The 17,269-nt window shown below is 70.7% G+C and carries 15 protein-coding genes; 6 read left to right on the forward strand and 9 right to left on the reverse strand.

The window, feature by feature from the left end:
• Positions 1 to 44 precede the first annotated feature (44 nt).
• Positions 45 to 635: a TetR/AcrR family transcriptional regulator gene (locus tag ACIRRY_RS05585; RefSeq protein WP_403968197.1), complete on the forward strand. Its 591-nt coding sequence runs from the start codon at positions 45 to 47 to the stop codon at positions 633 to 635.
• Between the two features lie 114 nt (positions 636 to 749).
• A complete protein-coding gene (locus ACIRRY_RS05590) occupies positions 750 to 2,384 on the forward strand; it encodes a TauD/TfdA family dioxygenase (protein ID WP_403968199.1) in 1,635 nt (544 codons plus the stop codon).
• Between the two features lie 2 nt (positions 2,385 to 2,386).
• On the opposite strand, the gene ACIRRY_RS05595 is transcribed toward ACIRRY_RS05590, so the two are convergent.
• Both ACIRRY_RS05595 and ACIRRY_RS05600 read right to left on the reverse strand, forming a co-directional pair.
• On the reverse strand, positions 2,387 to 3,151 hold the full coding sequence (locus ACIRRY_RS05595; protein ID WP_403968201.1) for a GntR family transcriptional regulator: 765 nt from the start codon (positions 3,149 to 3,151) through the stop codon (positions 2,387 to 2,389).
• A 40-nt stretch (positions 3,152 to 3,191) separates the two neighbouring features.
• A complete protein-coding gene (locus tag ACIRRY_RS05600) occupies positions 3,192 to 3,575 on the reverse strand; it encodes a DUF5997 family protein (protein WP_403968203.1) in 384 nt (127 codons plus the stop codon).
• Positions 3,576 to 3,633: 58 nt separating this feature from the next.
• Here ACIRRY_RS05600 and ACIRRY_RS05605 point away from each other — a divergent pair, with 58 nt between their 5' ends.
• On the forward strand, positions 3,634 to 4,410 hold the full coding sequence (locus ACIRRY_RS05605; protein ID WP_403968205.1) for a LysR family substrate-binding domain-containing protein: 777 nt from the start codon (positions 3,634 to 3,636) through the stop codon (positions 4,408 to 4,410).
• A 252-nt stretch (positions 4,411 to 4,662) separates the two neighbouring features.
• On the opposite strand, the gene ACIRRY_RS05610 is transcribed toward ACIRRY_RS05605, so the two are convergent.
• A complete protein-coding gene (locus tag ACIRRY_RS05610) occupies positions 4,663 to 5,046 on the reverse strand; it encodes a BlaI/MecI/CopY family transcriptional regulator (protein WP_403968207.1) in 384 nt (127 codons plus the stop codon).
• 167 nt (positions 5,047 to 5,213) lie between these two features.
• On the opposite strand from ACIRRY_RS05610, the gene ACIRRY_RS05615 reads away from it, so the two are divergent.
• From ACIRRY_RS05615 to prcB, 3 genes are all read left to right on the forward strand, one after another.
• Positions 5,214 to 6,695 carry a hypothetical protein gene (locus ACIRRY_RS05615; protein ID WP_403968209.1) on the forward strand — a complete coding sequence of 494 codons (1,482 nt, stop codon included), beginning with the start codon at positions 5,214 to 5,216 and terminating at the stop codon, positions 6,693 to 6,695.
• The gene (locus ACIRRY_RS05620; protein ID WP_403968211.1) at positions 6,692 to 7,651 is read left to right on the forward strand and encodes a YbhN family protein; all 960 of its coding nucleotides are present in this window, start codon (positions 6,692 to 6,694) and stop codon (positions 7,649 to 7,651) included. The genes ACIRRY_RS05615 and ACIRRY_RS05620 overlap by 4 nt, the downstream gene beginning before the upstream one ends.
• 77 nt (positions 7,652 to 7,728) lie before the next feature.
• Positions 7,729 to 8,583, forward strand: coding sequence for a proteasome subunit beta (gene prcB, locus ACIRRY_RS05625; protein WP_403968213.1), 855 nt, complete (start codon positions 7,729 to 7,731; stop codon positions 8,581 to 8,583).
• 33 nt (positions 8,584 to 8,616) lie between these two features.
• On the opposite strand, the gene araD is transcribed toward prcB, so the two are convergent.
• The 6 genes from araD to ACIRRY_RS05655 form a co-directional block, all read right to left on the reverse strand.
• Positions 8,617 to 9,336, reverse strand: coding sequence for an L-ribulose-5-phosphate 4-epimerase AraD (araD, locus tag ACIRRY_RS05630; protein ID WP_403968215.1), 720 nt, complete (start codon positions 9,334 to 9,336; stop codon positions 8,617 to 8,619).
• A gap of 37 nt (positions 9,337 to 9,373) precedes the next feature.
• The gene (araA, locus tag ACIRRY_RS05635; protein WP_403968217.1) at positions 9,374 to 10,891 is read right to left on the reverse strand and encodes an L-arabinose isomerase; all 1,518 of its coding nucleotides are present in this window, start codon (positions 10,889 to 10,891) and stop codon (positions 9,374 to 9,376) included.
• Positions 10,892 to 10,937: 46 nt separating this feature from the next.
• Positions 10,938 to 12,617, reverse strand: coding sequence for a ribulokinase (gene araB / locus ACIRRY_RS05640; protein WP_403968219.1), 1,680 nt, complete (start codon positions 12,615 to 12,617; stop codon positions 10,938 to 10,940).
• A gap of 132 nt (positions 12,618 to 12,749) precedes the next feature.
• Positions 12,750 to 15,314, reverse strand: coding sequence for a CBM35 domain-containing protein (locus ACIRRY_RS05645; RefSeq protein WP_403968221.1), 2,565 nt, complete (start codon positions 15,312 to 15,314; stop codon positions 12,750 to 12,752).
• 89 nt (positions 15,315 to 15,403) lie between these two features.
• The gene (locus ACIRRY_RS05650; RefSeq protein WP_403968223.1) at positions 15,404 to 16,258 is read right to left on the reverse strand and encodes a carbohydrate ABC transporter permease; all 855 of its coding nucleotides are present in this window, start codon (positions 16,256 to 16,258) and stop codon (positions 15,404 to 15,406) included.
• Entirely contained in the window at positions 16,255 to 17,220 is a 966-nt protein-coding gene (locus ACIRRY_RS05655) for a carbohydrate ABC transporter permease (RefSeq protein WP_403968225.1), read from the reverse strand. The genes ACIRRY_RS05650 and ACIRRY_RS05655 overlap by 4 nt, the downstream gene beginning before the upstream one ends.
• Between the last annotated feature and the right edge of the window lie 49 nt (positions 17,221 to 17,269).

Genomic DNA, 17,269 nt, shown 5'->3' on the forward strand with positions numbered 1-17,269 from the left:
ACCCTGTTCCGTTTAACAAGGTCCAGTGGTGGAGGAACTGCGCGGTGAGCGACAACGAGGCGGACGTGCGCGGCGCGGCCCCGTCCAAGCGGGCGGACGCCCGGCGGAACAAGGAGACCCTGCTCGACGCGGCGGCCAAGGTCTTCGTCACGTCCGGCGTGGACGCACCGGTGCGCGACATCGCCCGCGAGGCCGGTGTCGGACTGGGCACGATCTACCGCCACTTCCCGACCCGCGCCGATCTCGTCATCGCCGTCTATCGCCACCAGGTAGAGGCCTGCGCCGAAGCCGGACCCGCGCTGCTGGCGGGCGGTGTCAGTCCGTATGCGGCGCTGCGGGAGTGGATCAATCTCTTCGTCGACTTCCTGGTCACCAAGCACGGGCTCGCCGCGGTGCTGCGGTCCGACAGCGCCGGCTTCGAGGCGCTGCACTCCTACTTCCTCGACCGCCTGCTGCCCGTGTGCGCCGAACTGTTCGACGCGGCGGTGGCGGCCGGCGAGGTCCGGTCCGACCTCACCGCCTACGAACTCATGCGCGGCGTCGGCAACTTGTGCGCCGGCGTGGAGGGCGACGAGCGCTACGACGCGCTCCGCCTGGTCGAGGTCCTGATCGCGGGCCTGCGGCTGCCGCGCTGACGTCGATTCCGTTCATGCGCCGGTAGTCGGTACGTCACCTGGTGCTCATCCGGCGCTGAGACGTTCGCCCTGTCCGAAAAGTTGGCTATACAACTTGGTGTGAGAGTGATGAAGATGTCGCCGTCCGTAGCGGATCTGCCGCTGGCCTGGCTGCGGGACAACTGCCCCTGCCCCCGGTGCCGCGACCCGCGCAACGGTCAGAAGCTGTTCCAGATCACCGAAGTGCCCACCGACCTCGCGTTGGAGGCCGTACGGCAGACCACCGACGGCGTCGAGATCGACTGGGCACCCGACGGGCACCGGTCCGTGTACTCCGAGCGGTGGCTGGCAGCCGAGCGACCCGGAGCCGGGAGTGCTTCCGAGGACCGGCGTGGTGAGAACGGCAAGACCCTGTGGACCGCCGCCGACCTGAACGGCCGTCTCCCCGAGGCGAGTTGGGCGGACTACCTGGCCGACCCGGTGGTCAAGGCGCGGGTGCTGGAGTCCGTCCTCGGGCTCGGCTTCGCCCTGCTGCGTGAGGTGCCGTGCCGCGAGGGCCAGGTGCTGGCGGTGGCGGAGACCTTCGGCTTCGTCCGCGAGACCAACTACGGGCGGCTCTTCGACGTACGGGTCGAACCGGACCCGAACAACCTCGCCTTCACCGGCGCCCGGATCACCCCGCACACCGACAACCCGTACCGCGACCCGGTGCCCACCCTCCAGCTCCTGCACTGCCTGTCCAACGCTGCGGTCGGCGGTGACTCCGGACTGGTGGACGGCTTCCAGGCCGCCGCGCTGCTGCGCGCCGAGGACCCGGAGGCGTTCGCCGTACTGACCCGCACCCCCGTGCCGTTCCGGTTCAGTGACGCGCACACCGTGCTGGCCGCCGACCGGCCGCTGATCGACGTGGACGGGCGTGGGCAGATCCGCGAGGTGCGCTTCAACAACCGTTCCATCGGCACCCTGTTGCTGCCCGCCGCCGAACTGGAGTCCTTCTACCGGGCCTACCGCGCCTTCGCCGAGATCACCCTGCGCCCCGAACTCCAGCTGGAGTTCCGGCTGTTGCCCGGCGACTGCCTGATCTTCGACAACGTCCGGCTGCTGCACGCACGCACCGCTTTCGAGGAGAGCGGTGCCCGTCACCTCCAGGGCGCCTACGCCGACCTCGACGCACTGGCCGGCACGTTGGCGCTACTGCGCCGCGAACGGGCCGTAGCCGCAAGGGAGTTCGTGGACGAGCTGGCCGAACTCTTCGCGGAGGAGGGGGCGAGTGCCTACCTGGGGGAGGAGGTCACGATGGCGCAGCACATGTTGCAGGCGGCGGCCCGGGCCGAGGAGTCGGGTGCCCCCGACGCACTCGTCGCCGCCGCGCTGCTGCACGACCTCGGGCACTTCCACGGACCGGTCAGCGGTGCGGAGTTGATGGAGGGCACCGACAACCGGCACAGCCACACCGGGGCGGACCGGCTGGCCGGGTGGTTCGGTCCCGAGGTCACCGAACCGGTCCGGCTGCACGTGGCGGCCAAGCGGTATCTGTGCGCGGTCGAGCCGGGCTATTTCGGCCGGCTCTCCGAGGCGTCGGTGTACACGCTGGAGGTGCAGGGTGGTCCGATGTCCCCGGCCGAGGTCGCCGCGTACGAGGCGAATCCCTACGCGGCGGACGGGGTCGCGGTGCGCCGCTGGGACGACGAGGGCAAGGATCCCGAGGCGCCGACCCCGGACTTCGCGCACTTCCGCCCGCTGCTCACGGCCCTGCTGCGGAGCGCCTGAGGTCAGGCGTCGTCGGCCGGGCGGCGGGCCAGCGAGCCGGACGCCGCCGAGCTGTGGACGGTGAAGGCGACGGTCTCGGGAAGGTACCGGTCCTCGGACCACTCGACCGGTGTGCCGGCCGGATCGGTACTGCACCTGCGCTCGCGCAACAGCGGGTCGCCGGGCCGGCAGCCGAGCAGCCGGGCGTCCTCCTCGTCGGCCCGGCACAGGTCGATGGTGTGCTGGGCGTCCGCGATCAGCACGCCCGACTCCTCCAGGGCCACCGTGTGCGACACGGTGTCGGACGGCAGCTCGGCGATCAACTCGCCCACGGCGGACGGGTATACGGTGCGCTCGACCATCACCGGACGCCCCGAGAGCGTGCGCAGCCGCCGTACCTCGTAGACCTCGGCCCCGGCGGGCAGCCGCAGGTGTTCCCGCTCGGTCGGGTCGGCGGGGCGGGTGTCGACGGTGACGATCCGGCCGCCGGGCTCCTCGCCCGTCGAGCGCGCCCAGCGGGTGAAGCTGAGCAGTTCGCCGAAGCTCTGCGGCCGGGGTGTGCCGATCACGACCCGGCGGGTGCCGCGCCGCGAGGCGATCAGCCCCTCGGTGCGCAGCAGGGCCATGGCCTGGCGGACGGTGCCCCGGGAGACGCCGTACCGCTCGGCGAGCTCGCCCTCGGCGGGCAGCCGTCCGCCGGAGCCGTAGCGGCCCTCGCCGATCTCGCGGCCGAGGTCGGCCGCGACCTTGCGGTACATCGCCGGGGGCTTGCCAGGGCCGTCCGTCACCGACCGGGTCTCCGTCCTGAGCGCTTCCGCCCCGCAGCCGTCAGTCGCGCTCGTCGTTCTTCTTGTTCTTGATCCGCTCCGCTTCCTTGCGGACCTCGGCCTGGATGGCGCGCTCCTTCTCCAGCCACTCGGGGCCGTCCTTCTTCAGCGCCTCGATCTGTTCGGTGGTGAGGGGCTCGGTGACTCCGCCGCGGGCGAGACCGGCGATGGACACGCCGAGCTTGGCCGCGACGACCGGGCGCGGGTGCGGGCCGTTGGCGCGCAGCTCGCGCAGCCACTGGGGCGGCTCGGCCTGCAACTCGTTCAGCTCGGCGCGGGAGACGTCACCCTCCTGGAACTCGGCGGGGGTGGCCTCTAGGTACACACCCAGCTTCTTCGCCGCCGTGGCGGGCTTCATCGTCTGGGTGGTCTGGTGCGAACTCATACCGTCAAGAGTATCGACCGTGTAAGAGGCCTCCGACCACGGCGGGTAACCTTGCGGGGTGACAGGCTCGGAAGCATCCCCCCCGTTCCGGCTCGCGTACGTCCCCGGGGTGACGCCCGCCAAGTGGGTGCGGATCTGGAAAGAGCGCCGGCCCGACGTCCCTCTCGTCCTCCTGCCGGTCCCGGCCGCCGAGGCATCCGACGTGTTGCGGCGCGGCGAGGCCGACGCCGGACTCGTCCGGCTGCCGGTCGACCGTACGGTCCTCAGCGCGATCCCCCTCTACACCGAGGCGACCGTGGTCGTGGCCCCCAAGGACCACGTCGTGACGGTGGCCGAAGAGGTGTCCCTCGACGAACTCGCCGGCGAGGTGGTCCTCCACCCCCTCGACGACGTCCTCGACTGGGAACAGCCGCCCGGGGAGCCCGCGTTCGAGCGTCCCGCCACCACCGAGGACGCCGTCGAGCACGTGGCCTCGGGCATCGGCATCCTCTACGTTCCCCAGTCCCTGGCCCGGCTGCACCACCGCAAGGACCTCACCTACCGGACCGTCGTCGACGCCCCCCGGTCGGACGTCGCCCTCTCCTGGCCCGAGGACGCGACCACCGACCTGGTCGAGGACTTCATCGGCATCGTGCGCGGCCGTACGGTCAACAGCACGCGGGGCCGTACCCAGGCGCCCGCCGAGCCGCAGACGAAGGCCAAGGCCAAGCGCACCGAGACCCCCGCCCGCCGCAAGCCCGCCACCGGAAAGACGACGGGCCGGACCGGCAAGAACCCTCGCGGTTCGTCCGGCGGCGCCAAGGGAACCAAGCGCGGCAAGCCCCGCGGCCGCTGACGGCTACGGCGACCACACCGGCCACACCGGCCACACCGACAACCGCCTTCCGTTCAGGCCGACTTCGCTGTCGAACCGGCTAGCGGGACCGCCCGTCCGGTCGAGCACTCCCGCCGGCATCCGGAACAGGTCGCCCTTCGCGCAGCCGGTGCGGCGCGCGCCGCGTACGGCGGTCGGCGCTCACGGCCCCCTGAACGGACCCGGCGAGCACGGCGAGGGCGACCACGGCAACGGGGGTGCAGACGTCGGACCTCATCCCGCGCCCCCGGCCAGCAGGTCGCGCAGGGCCCTCTCCTCCTCGGGACGCAGACCGCTCACGAACTGCTGCAACGCGGCGATCGGGTCCGGGCCGCGGCCCAGCGCCTCGTGCATCGCCTCGGCGGTCAGCTCGGCCGCGTTCTTCGCCGGCCGGTAGGCGCCGCGCCGCCCGGCCGCGTCCCGCAGGACGAGCCCCTTGTCGTAGAGCCGCTTGAGGATCGTGTGCACGGTGTTGTAGGCGAGCGGGCCGTCGATCTCGGCCTGGATCTCGGCCGGTGTCAGGGGGCGGTCGGTCGCCCACAACGTGGCGAGGACCTCGCTCTCCAGCTCACCGGCGTTGCGCCGTTCCGCCCGGACCTGCGGGTCTCTGCCAGCCATGGCGGTCACCTTACAGCGTGTAGGGCCGTCAGTCGCTTGGCTGAATTACAGGCCGCGGTCCCGCCCGCCGCGCGGTAGTTTGTCCATGTTTTCACTGGCCCCCGTCTTTAGAACTACAGGCTGTAGGGTGCTGGAAACCCTACAAACTGTAGGGGGAGGGGTGGGCAATGTCCGGCAGCGCGTACGCCACACTCGCCGGGACGCGACGGCTCGGAACACCGACCGCGTCCCGCCGCTCGGAATACCCGCTCGCGGTGGTGGCGGTCGCGTTCGTCCTGGCCCAACTGGTCTTCGTACGGCCCGGGTTGGGCCTCGGCTGGGACGAGACCGTGTACGTCAGCCAGCTCAGCGCGCACGCCCCCGCCGCCTACTTCAGCGCACCCCGGGCCCGCGGCATCTCCCTCCTGGTCGCGCCCGTCACCTCCTGGTCCTCGTCCACCACCCTGCTCCGCGTCTACCTCGCCGTCCTCGCGGGCACCGCCCTCTTCCTCGCCCTCCGCACCTGGCGCGGCCTGTTCCCCGCCCGCGTCCTCGCCCTGGCGGGCGCCCTGTTCGCCTCCCTCTGGGTGACCCTCCTCTACGGCCCGCAGGCCATGCCCAACTACTGGGTCGCCGTGGGCGCCCTCGCCGCGGCGGGCTGCTGCCTGCGCGCCCGGGCCGACCGCTCGGACCGGGCCGCGCTGTGGGGCCTGGCGGCGAGCGCGTCCCTGATGGCGTGGATGCGGCCGACGGACGCGGTCTGGGCGACCCTGCCGCTGCTCGTTTTCGTCGTGGCCGTCCGCCGGTGGCGCCTGCTCACCGTCCTCCTCGCCGGGCTCGCGTCCGGCGCCACGGAGTGGGTGATCGAGGCGTACGTCAGTTATGGCGGCCTGGCCCAGCGGCTGCACGAGGCCTCGGGCATCGAGGGCGGACTGGGCTGGCACATCGCGGTCGTCGACCAGTTGCGCAGCCTGGGCGGACGCGCCCTGTGCCGCCCGTGCACGGGAAAGATGCCCAACCCGGCGGTCGACGTGTGGTGGCTGGTGCTCCCCGTGCTCGCCGTCGTCGGACTGGTCGTCGCGGTCCGCGCGCGGCGCACGCCGGCCACCCTCGTCCCGCTCGCCTGCGCCGCCACGGCCGCCTTCCCCTACCTGTTCATGATCGGATACGCGGCCCCGCGCTTCCTGCTGCCCGCCTACGCGCTGGTCGCGATCCCCGTCGCCGACGGACTGATCCACCTGGTCACCAGACCGACCGGAGCATGGCGGCGGCCCGCGGTGACCCTGCTCGCGATCGGCCTCGCCGGACATCTGGCGGTCCAACTCGCCGTCCTGGAACGGACGGTGAGCCGTACGGACACCCAGCACCGCGACTGGTCCCGCACCGCCGCCGAACTCCACCGCCTCGGCGTCAGCAAGCCCTGCCTGCTCACCGGCCAGGACGCCATCCCGATCGCCTTCTACACGGGCTGCGCCTCCGCCGCGACCGGCGGCCACAACGCCAACACCACCCGCACGACCCTCGACCGCACGGCCCACCGCATGCCCGTCGCCGACCTCACCCCGACCGGCACCCGCCCACCCGCCTACGCCCACGACTGGCCCGCCCACCGCTACGGCGCGCTGGAGCTGCGGGTGGCCCCGAGGGCGGAGAGGGGCGGCGGCGCATGACGGCACCGCCCGCCCTCACCCCGAAGACGGCCACCACCACTCGCCGCCGACGTGCCTACTGGCAGACCGCGCTGACCGTCGCCGTCCTGGTCGCAGTGGTCTGTCTGGTGCGGCGGCACTGGCCCGTGCTCGCGAGCGGGGCCGGGCGGCTCGCCGTCGCCGACCAGGGGTGGTTGATGGTGGCGGGGACGGCCGCGCTCGGTACATGGGTGTCCTCGGCGCTCGCCCAGCAGGGCGCGGTGGCCCAACGGCTGCCCGGTGGGCGGTTGGTGGCCGCGCAGCTCGCCGCGTCCGCCGCCAACCATGTGCTGCCCGCCGGGCTCGGCGGCGGCGCCGTCAACCTGCGTTTCCTGATGCGCTGCGGGCTGCCGGTCGGCCGCTCGGCCAGCGCTCTCGCCGTCAAGGCCACCGCCGGTGTGGTCGTCCGGATCGTGCTGATCGGCGTCCTCGCCGCCGTCTGCCCGGGTGTGCTGCGCGTGCCGCGTGTCTCCCTGGGCGCGGTGGGTGTCGTACTCGCGGTCGCCGTGCTGGTCGCCGTGCTGCTCAACTGCCCGCTGTGGCCCCGGTGTCGGCGGGGCCTCGGCACGGTGCTGACCGACATCCGGGCCGTACACACCTTGCCGCACCGGGCAGTTGCTCTCTGGGGAGGCTCGCTCGCCTTCGCCGCCCTGCAGTCCCTCGTGCTGATCTGTGTCACCCAGGCCGTCGAACTGCCCCTGTCCCCGGCCCGGGTGGCGCTGCTGTACCTCGCCGCCAGCAGCGCCGCCGCCCTGCTGCCCACGCCGGGCGGCATCGGTTCCCTCGACGCGGCCCTGGTCTTCGCGCTCACCGCGTCGGGGACCACGGCGTCGGCCGCCGCCTCCGTCGTCCTCGGCTACCGGCTGCTCACGATGTGGCTGCCGCTGATCCCCGGCCTGTTGGTCCTCGGGGTACTGGTGCGGCGCAAGGCGCTCTGACCTCAACTGTGTTTCCCGCGCGGGTGGTTCAGGTAGGAGTCCGACATCGGTACGCGGACCAAGGGGAGTGGAGTGGCATGGCGGAGCAAGAGACCGGTGGCCGGCTGGCGGACGAGTTCTTCACTCCCGGGAGCTCGTCCTTCACTGAGTTCCTGGCGGCACACCGGCCCGCGCTGCTGCCCACCCGCCGTCCCTTCCCGGAGGGTGTCCGTGCCGGCGCCGACCAATTCCCGCACGGCACCACGGTGTTGGCCCTCTCCTACCGCGACGGCGTGCTGATCGCCGGCGACCGCAGGGCCACGATGGGCAACGTCATCGCGCAGCGCGACCTGGAGAAGGTGCACCCCGCGGACGACTACACGGCGGTCGCCTTCGCCGGCACGGTCGGACTCGCCGTGGACATGGTGAAGCTGTACCAGGTCGAGCTGACGCACTTCGAGAAGATCGAGGGCATCCCGATGACCCTCAACGCGAAGGCCACCCGCCTCGCCGGCCTGATCCGGCAGAACCTCGACCAGGCCATGCAGGGCCTCGCCGTCGTACCGCTGCTCGTCGGCTACGACCCCGCGGCCCCCGAAGGCGCCCAGGGCCGTATCTTCACCTTCGACGTCGTCGGCGGCACCTACGAGAAGTCGGACTTCCACGCCGAGGGCTCCGGCTCCCCGTACGCCAGGAGCGCCCTCAAGAAGCTGTTCCACAAGGGCATGTCCCGGCGCGACGCGGCCCTGGCCGCACTTCAGGCCCTGTACGACGCGGCGGACGACGACTCGGCCACCGGCGGCCCGGACCTCAACCGCCGTATCTTCCCCATCGTGTCGGTCATCACCGAGGACGGTTTCGAACGGCTTCCGGAGTCGGAGACCGAGGCCCTCAGCCGCGAGATGGTCGCACAACGCCGCGACCACCCGGATGGGCCGACCGTCGCACCGTAGCCGACGACTTGGTCCGGGTGATCGCGGTGCCGGTCACAGGGCGGGAGTCGGGTTGCCGTAGTAGGCGTCCGGGCCGTGTTTGCGGGTGTAGTGGCGGGCCAGCAGGTGCGGGGGCGGCGGCCCCGTCGGGGACAGGGCCAGGGTGTTGATGGCCATGTCGGCGACGGCCTCGCAGATGATGGCGTGTTCCAGGGACTTGCGGGCGGTGGCGCCCCAGGTGAAGGGGCCGTGGTTGGCGACGAGCGCGGCCGGGACCTCGGTCGCCCGCCGGTCGTCGCTCTCCAGCAGGTCGACGATGACCTTGCCGGTGTTGTACTCGTAGTCCTTGGCGCACTGCTCGGCGGTGAGGTCCGGGGTGCAGGGGACGGGCCCGTTGAAGGTGTCGGCGTGGGTGGTGCCCAGGACCGGTATGTCACGGCGGGCCTGGGCGAAGGCGACGGCGTGGGTGGAGTGGGTGTGGGTGACGCCGCCGATGGAGGGGAAAGCGAGGTAGAGGCAGCGGTGGGTCTCGGTGTCGGTGGAGGGGCGCAGGTCGCCGTCGACGACCTTGCCGTCGGACAGGCGGACGGTGACCAGGTGGTCGAGGGCGAGATCCTCGTAGGGGACGCCCGAGGGCTTGATGACGAACACGCCGGCCTCGCGGTCGACGCCGCTCACATTGCCCCAGGTCAGCGTCGCCAGACCGACCTGGGGGATGGTCAGGTTGGCGTCCAGTACCTCTTGCCGCAGGCCGTCACGGACTCGCGCGGTCATCGGTGCTCTCCTTGCGGATCGATCGGGATCACAGGGGTCACAGGGCCTGGGCGAGCCGGTGGTAGGCGGCGTTCCAGCGGATCTCCTTGGTGAACTGCCCGGTGCTGGTGGTCTCGTCGATGGTCAGCAGCTCCACGCCCGTCATCGAGGCGTAGTCGGTGAGGGTCTCGGTGTCGACGGCCGAGCTGAGCACGGTGTGGTGCGGGGCGCCGGCGAGCAGCCAGCTCTCCGCGGACTCCGCGAGCGAGGGGCGCGGCTTCCACACGGCCCGGGCGACGGGCAGGCGGTGGAGGGGTTCGCTCGGGGTGACGACGTCGACCGTGTTGGCGGTCAGCCGGAAGCGGTCGCCGAGGTCGGAGAGGCCGACGACGACGGCGGGGCCGGGGGCCGCGTTGAAGACGAGGCGGACGGGGTCCTCACGGCCGCCGATGGACAGCGGGTGGATCTCGCAGCTGGGGCGGTCGGCGGCGATGGAGGGGCAGACCTCCAGCATGTGGGCGCCGAGGATGCGCGGGGTGCCCGGGCCGAGGTGGTAGGTGTAGTCCTCCATGAACGAGGTGCCGCCGGGCCGGCCGGTGCCCATGACCTTCATCGTGCGCAGCAGCGCCGAGGTCTTCCAGTCGCCCTCGCCGCCGAAGCCGTAGCCGTCGGCCATCAGGCGCTGGACGGCGAGACCCGGCAACTGGCGCAGCCCGCCCAGGTCTTCGAAGTTGGTGGTGAACGCGGTGAAGCCGCCCTGGGTGAGGAAGGCGCGCAGGCCGATCTCCTGGCGGGCCGCGTAGACGAGGGAGTCGTGGCGGATGCCGCCCGGGCGCAGGGCCGGGACGACGTCGTACAACTCGACGTACTCGGCGGCGAGTTGGGCGGCCTCCTTGTCCTCGACCTGGTCCACGACGGCGACCAGGTCGTTGACCGCGTACGTGTTCACCGAGTACCCAAACCGGAGTTGGGCCTCGACCTTGTCGCCCTCGGTCACGGCGACGTCGCGCATGTTGTCGCCGAAGCGGGCCAGGCGCAGGGTGCGGGAGGCGTGTCTGCCGACGGCCGCGCGTGCCCAGGCCGCGACGCGCTTGACGACCCGGGGGTCGGTGGCGTGCCCGGCGACTATCTTGCGGTCGATGCCGAGCCGGGACTCGATGTGCCCGAACTCCCGGTCGCCGTGGGCGGCCTGGTTGAGGTTCATGAAGTCCATGTCGATGCTGGGCCAGGGCAGCGACAGGTTGTACTGGGTGTGCAGGTGCAGCAACGGCCGGTCCAGGGCGCTGAGTCCGGCGATCCACATCTTGGCCGGGGAGAACGTGTGCATCCACACGATCACGCCCACACAGGTGTCGGAGGAGCTCGCCTCCTGGCACAGCCGGCGGATCGCGTCGGCGTCGGTGAGCACCGGCTTCCACACGATCTTGACCGGGATCTTCCCGGGGTCGCCGAGGATCTCGGCGATGCTCCGGGACTGGTCGGCGACCTGCTGGAGGATGTCGTCGCCGTACAGGCCCTGGCTGCCGGTGAGAAACCAGATCTCCTGGTCGGGGTAGGGCGTTGCGTTGGTGTCCATGAGGGTTCCTTTCAAAGGGGGTTGACCACCGGGCGGGGGGTGTCGCTCAGGCGGAGGCCTCGGCGCGGAGGTGGCGCAGACGGTGCATGACCTCGTTGGCGCCGCGGCCGAAGTAGTCGTGCAGGAGCCGGTATTCGGCGTACAGCCGGTCGTAGGCGGCGGCCCGCTCGGGATCCGGCCGGTAGACGGCGGGGCGGGCCTTGGCCATGGCGTCGGCGGCGGCCCGGATGTCGGGGTGGGCGCCGGCCGCGACCGCCGCGTGCATCGCCGAGCCCAGCGCGGGACCCTGCGCCGAGTCGATGACACCGAGGGGGAGGCGGGTGACGTCGGTGTAGATCTGCATCAGCAGCGGGTTCTTCATCAGGCCGCCCGCGATGATGAGTTCGCGGACCGGCACGCCGGAGGTCTTGAACGCCTCGATGATGGTGCGGGTGCCGAAGGCGGTGGCCTCCAGCAGCGCGCGGTAGACGTCCTCGGGGCGGGTGGACAGGGTCAGGCCCACCAGGACACCGCTGAGGTCGTGGTCGACGAGGACGGATCGGTTGCCGCTCTGCCAGTCCAGCGCGATCAACCCGTGCTCGCCCACCCGCTGCTGCGCGGCCAGGGCGGTGAGGTGCTCGTGCGGGTCACGGCCGAGCGCGGCGGCCTCCTCGGCGTACGACGCCGGGAATCCGGTGCGCACGAACCAGCCGAAGATGTCGCCGACGCCGCTCTGTCCGGCCTCGTAGCCCCACAGCCCCGGCAGGATGCCGCCGTCGACGACGCCGCACATGCCCGGAACCTCGGCCCACTGGTCGCTGCTCATGACGTGGCAGGTGGAGGTGCCCATGATGGCGACCATCCGGCCGGGTTCGACGGCGGTGGCCGCGGGGGCGGTCACATGGGCGTCGACGTTCCCGACGCACACCGCGATGCCCTCGGGCAGGCCCGTCCAGGCCGCCGCCTCGGCCGTCAACCCACCGGCGCGGTCGCCGAGTTGGCCGATCGGCTGGTCCAGCTTGTCGATCACGAAGCCGGCGAAGGCGGGGTTGAGGGCGGCCAGATAGTCGGCGGAGGGGTAACTGCCGTCCTGGAGCTGGCCCTTGTACCCGGCGGTGCAGGCGTTGCGGAGGTAGGTGCCGGACAGCCGCCAGACGATCCAGTCGGCGGCCTCGATCCAGCGCTCGGTCAACTCGTAGAGGTCCGGGTCCTCTTCGAGCAGTTGCAGGGCCTTGGCGAACTCCCACTCCGAGGAGATCTTGCCGCCGTAGCGCTTGAGCCAGGGCTCCTTGCGGACGTCGGCCAGTTCGGTGATGCGATCGGCCTGGGCCTGCGCGGCGTGGTGGCGCCAGAGCTTGACGTAGGCGTGCGGGCGGCCGGTGAGTTCCGGCAGTTCGCACAGGGGCGTGCCGTCGGCGAGGACCGGCAGGACCGTACAGGCGGTGAAGTCGGTGCCGATACCGACGACTTGGTCGGGTCGTACGCCGGACTGGGCCAGTGCCTCGGGTACGGCGATGCGCAGGACGTCGATGTAGTCGGAGGGCACCTGGAGCGCCCAGTCGGGCGGCAGCGGGGTGCCGTCGGGGAGGGTCCGGTCGAGGACGGCGTGGGTGTACGGGTGCTCGGCGGTGGCCAGTTCCGCGCCGTCGCGGACACGGACCACCACGGCCCGTCCGGACAGCGTCCCGTAGTCGACGCCGATGACGTAGGTGTCGGGATGGGTGTGATCGAGGTGCTCGGTGGTCACCGCCGGACCCTCCTTTGTTCGAGATTTCGACCAGTGTTCGAAATGATGAATGGAGTGTAGTGAAAAAATCGCCAAAACGGGGACCTTGTTCGGGGCCCGGCCCAACTGGCCGGGCCTCGAAGGAAATTGAGGTCAGCCGGAGACCGGCGCGACGGTGATGCGGTCGATGTTGGGTGCGTAGGCGCTCGCGTTGGCGAACGTGACGGTATTCGTACCAGCCGTGAGAGTGATCGGGACGGGCAGGTCCCAGTAGGTGGACCAGCTGTAGTTGTTGCGGAACATGACGGTCTGCGCGGTGCCGCCGTTGACGGAGATCTGGGCCGCCCGGGAGACGACGTTGGTGTTGTAGTTCCCGGAGCCGGAGACCTGGTTGTTGGCGTAGCGGACGTTCATGACGTACCGCCCGGCAGTGGCGGCGGTCACCTTGAGGGTGAGTGTGTTGGCCGAGGCGTTGCCGACGTAGCCGACGTACTTCCCGCCGGAGGCCCAGCTGTCCGAGGTGACGACGGCCGTACCGGCGAGGGTGCCGCTCTCGGCCTCGTAGGCGGAGACGCCCGTCGTGTCACCGCTCGCGGCGACGCGCAGGTCGCGCAGGGTCAGCGTGGTGGACCCCGAAGTGGCCGCGGTGATGCGGTTGTTGCCCGCCGACAGGTACAGCCGCGAACTCTTGTCAGTGGCTTTGCCCTTTGTGGAGGGCAGCTTGACGGCGGTGGCGCCGTCCAGGGTGAGGGTGCCGGACCCGTTGGAGGAGTAGTCGGTGTGCACGGTGTAGTAGCCGTCGGTCGGCGCGTACACGTCGAAGGCGGCCGAGGTGCGCGAGGTCAGGGCCAGCGCGCCGGCGCCGGTCGTGCCGGACGTGGAGTAGCTGTAGCAGGGGGATCCGGTGATGTCCGCGTACGTGGCGGGGTAGGTGGTCTCCGCGGTGGAGGCGGCGGTGAGGTCGATCTTGTCGAGGGTGACCTCGTTGGTGCCCTTGGCCAGGGTGATCGTGTGGGTGCCCGCGGTCAGGGACACCGAGGCGGCGGCCGTGGAGCGGTAGGTCCAGTTCAGCGTCGGCGAGTAGGCGACCGTCTGGGGCGAACCGCCGTCGACCGTGAGGGTCTGGGTGGCCGGTCCGCCGGACTGGTTGCCGTAGAAGACGTTGAGGTTGTACGTGCCCGTGGTCGGGACGCCGACGGTGAAGGCGGCCTTGCTGTCGGCCTGGTTGAGGCTGCCCACGTCCTTGGTGCCCGAAGTGGCGTAGCCGTAGGCGTTGGTGACGCTGCCCTGGGTGTAGACGGTGCCGTGGGTGAGGGTCGCGTTCTCCGCCTCGTACGACGCCGACCAGGGAACGTGCGCCGCGGTGGGCGTGTCCTTGCCCGCGGGGTTGACAGTGATCCGGTAGGCCGACATGGGGTCGAGGTTGGTCAGCGGCACGGTGATGCTGCCGTTCGAGGAGACCCGGTACGTGCTGCGGGCCAGGACCGTGGGCGCGGGGCCCGCACCCTCATAGCCACTCCAGGCTGTGCGCTCCACCGAGACGTTGACAGTCCTGCCGAACGAGGAGGGTATGTGCTGGACGACGGTGTCGGCCGAGCCCGACGTCCCGCCGCCGAGGAGCACCTGGGCCTGCTTGCGGCCGGTGTCGAGGGAGGCGATGCCCTGGAGGGTGTCGATGACGTTGGACTGCGGCGGTGTCACCTTGGTGGTCTTGCCGGTGAGCCCCGCGTACCAACGCATCAGCCACCAGTCGCCGTTGGGGATGTTGGTCTGGCTGACGTTGCCGTCCAGGTTCCCCGCGACGTCCCAGTACGCCTGGTCGGCGTAGACCTTGTTCCGCTCGAACATGGACATCCACTGGACCATCTGGCCCGGCACCGAGAGGTCGCGGCGGTCACCGTACTCGTCTATGTTGATCGGCCGCGGGCTGATGCCGTTCTCGCGCTCCAGCGTCCGGTAGGCGTTGTAGTTGCCTTCGAAGTCGGACAGGGAGCCCGGGCTCAGTTCGTGCCAGGTGGTCATGTCCGGCAGGACGTTGTTGGCCTTGGCCCACGGGTAGAAGTCGCCCATCAGCCGGGTGTCGTAGTGCGTCTCGTTGGGGCCGGCGATGCGGGCGTTCGGGATGATCGAGCGGATCTTGTCGTAGACCGTCTTCCAGTCGCTCTCGAAGCTCGCGAGCGCGCTGTTGTACGTGGCGGTCGTCGAACTGCCCAGGCCCGTGTACCAGATCCCGTCGGGCTCGTTGAACGGCACCCACACGAACGTGCTCGCGTCGGAGCGGGCCGCGACCTTGCGGACCATCGTGTCGACCTTCGACAGGTAGTCGGCCAGCCCCAGGTTCTCGTACGGCCACTGGGCGTAGAAGTCCTGCATGTAGATGAGGTTGTCGCCGCCGCCCCCGCGGGCGAACTGGGGCTGGACGACCAGCGCGTCACCGTTGGGGTGCTGGGCGCCGTCCGGCGCCTTTGTCGCGATCGACGTCATGTGCAGGGGCGTGGTGATGCTGTCGCCGGGCACTCCGTCGTCGCTCAGGCCGTACAGGGTGCCGTTGGCTCCGTGCATCACGGCGCCGGTGCTCTGGCCGAGGTCGACGGTCAGCGTCGGGGTGGCCGCCTGCGCGGTGGGCACGGTCAGTGCTGTGCCCACCAGGGCGGCACTCACCACGACCGCGCCCATGAGGCCACGGACGGAGCGAGGTCTGCGTGATGTTCGAGGCATGGGTGTCCTCCTCCTCCCGCGACGTTGCGGGAGGCTGTCGGGTGCATAGTGGGTGGGACCGGGGCGGGCGAACGGGCCCTACCCCGGGGCTACTTGACGGCCCCGCTCGTGATGCCGGAGACGATGCGGCGCTGCGCTATGACGAAGACGAGGACCATGGGGAGGCTCATCATCACGACGTAGGCGAAGATCAGGTGCCAGTTGTTGAGGTACAACTGCGCGTTGGCGACCTGGTAGAGGTTGAGCGGCAGGGTGGCCTTGTCGCCGCCGCCGAGGACGAAGAAGGCGTAGAAGATGTCGCTCCAGGCGTAGAGCATCACCATGATCGTGGCGGTGGCGATGACCGGGCGCAGGAGCGGCAGGATGATGCGGAAGAAGACCCGGACCGGGCCCGCGCCGTCCATGCGGGCGGCCTCCTCCAACTCCTCGGGGAGGGCGCGGATGAACCCGGTCATGAAGAAGATCGACGTGGACAGGTACATCCCGGCGTAGACGCCGATCATGCCGGGTCGGGTGCCGGCCAGGCCGAGTTGGCGCAGTTCCATGACGATGGTGATCACGGCCGGCGGGAGCAGCAGCCCGCTGATGCTCAGCGCGTACAGGGTGGTGACCAGGCGTCCCTTGCGGCGGGCGAACACCCAGGCGGCGCCCGCCCCGAGGAGCAGGACGAGGACGACGGACGGGGCGACGACCAGGAGGCTGTTGACGAAGCCCTGGACGATCTTGCCCTCGTCGAAGCTCTGCTTGTAGTTGGCGGCGGCCTGGACGTGGTGGGGCAGGGAGAGGTTGGGCTTGATCGCCTCGGCCTGCGGTTTGAAGGAGGTGACCGCCACCAGCCACAGCGGGATGCCGATCGTGAGGCCGGCGATGATCAGGACGACGAGCGGCTGGACCCAGCGCAGTGGGCGCCGGTGCGCGGGGGCGAACGCGGTAACGGTGGTCACTGGTTGTTCTCCCTGCGGCGCAGGCCGACGATGACGGGCACGGCGAGGACGACGACGATGAGGAAGAGCACCAGGCTCATCGCGGACGCCTGCGCGTACAGGCCCTGGCCGAAGATGCGGAACATGTAGATGTTGAAGACCTCGGTCTCGCCGCCGGGACCGCCTCCGGTGGTCGCCTGCACGATGTCGAAGGTGTTCATGGAGCCGATCAGCGCGGTGGTCACGTTGAAGGTGACGGCGGGCGCGAGCAGCGGGAACCTGACCGACCAGAAGGTGCGCCACCAGCCGGCCCCGTCGATACGGGCCGCCTCCAGCACGTCACCCGGCATGCTCTTCAGGCCCGCCAGGTAGATCAGCATGGCCAGACCCATCCACTTCCAGCCGTGGATGAGGGTCACCACGACCAGCGTCCAGGTGGTCGAGCCGAGCCAGGGGGTGTCGACATGATGGCCCGCCAGCGAGGACAGGACGCTGTTGAGGGCGCCGTCCTGGGCGAGCAGGGCACGGAAGATGTAGCCGACGGCGAGCGCGGAGATCAGTACCGGGAGGAAGAACACCGCGCGGAAGAAGCGGTTGAAGCGGGTGTCGCGCTCCAGCAGCAGGGCGAGGGCGAGACCGAAGCCGTTCTGGAAGACGGCCACGAGGACCGCGTACTCCAGGGTGATGCGGATGTCACGGGCCATCGACCCGTCGTGCAGGATGGTGCTGAAGTTCGACAGTCCCACGAAGCCGATCTGCGAGTGGAACGCCGACCAGTCGGTGAACGGGTAGACGAAGTTCAGCAGATTCGGCAGCAGGAAGAACACGCCGAACACAGCGAGCGCGGGCAGAGCGAACCACCACGGCTGGTTGGCCTTGCCGCGGAGCCGGTTGCGCCGGGACCGCCGCGCCTGGGCGGTGTCCTGGTCTCGGTGCTTCGCACGCTTGGCGTCGAGAGCGTCCATCGTGGCGGTGTCCACCACTTTCTTACCTCCGGTACGGGCCCCGGGCACGCCGCCGACGGGCGGCCCG

The organism is Streptomyces sp. NPDC101776, assembly GCF_044766845.1.
Lineage (GTDB): Bacteria > Actinomycetota > Actinomycetes > Streptomycetales > Streptomycetaceae > Streptomyces.

What these genes read in the sequence shown, in the direction of transcription:
- ACIRRY_RS05590 (WP_403968199.1), top strand. Translation starts at nt 750, where the DNA reads ATGTCGCCGTCCGTAGCGGATCTGCCGCTGGCCTGGCTGCGGGACAAC.
- ACIRRY_RS05600 (WP_403968203.1), bottom strand. Translation starts at nt 3,575, where the DNA reads ATGAGTTCGCACCAGACCACCCAGACGATGAAGCCCGCCACGGCGGCG.
- ACIRRY_RS05610 (WP_403968207.1), bottom strand. Translation starts at nt 5,046, where the DNA reads ATGGCTGGCAGAGACCCGCAGGTCCGGGCGGAACGGCGCAACGCCGGT.
- ACIRRY_RS05615 (WP_403968209.1), top strand. Translation starts at nt 5,214, where the DNA reads ATGTCCGGCAGCGCGTACGCCACACTCGCCGGGACGCGACGGCTCGGA.
- ACIRRY_RS05620 (WP_403968211.1), top strand. Translation starts at nt 6,692, where the DNA reads ATGACGGCACCGCCCGCCCTCACCCCGAAGACGGCCACCACCACTCGC.
- prcB (WP_403968213.1), top strand. Translation starts at nt 7,729, where the DNA reads ATGGCGGAGCAAGAGACCGGTGGCCGGCTGGCGGACGAGTTCTTCACT.
- araD (WP_403968215.1), bottom strand. Translation starts at nt 9,336, where the DNA reads ATGACCGCGCGAGTCCGTGACGGCCTGCGGCAAGAGGTACTGGACGCC.
- araA (WP_403968217.1), bottom strand. Translation starts at nt 10,891, where the DNA reads ATGGACACCAACGCAACGCCCTACCCCGACCAGGAGATCTGGTTTCTC.
- ACIRRY_RS05645 (WP_403968221.1), bottom strand. Translation starts at nt 15,314, where the DNA reads ATGCCTCGAACATCACGCAGACCTCGCTCCGTCCGTGGCCTCATGGGC.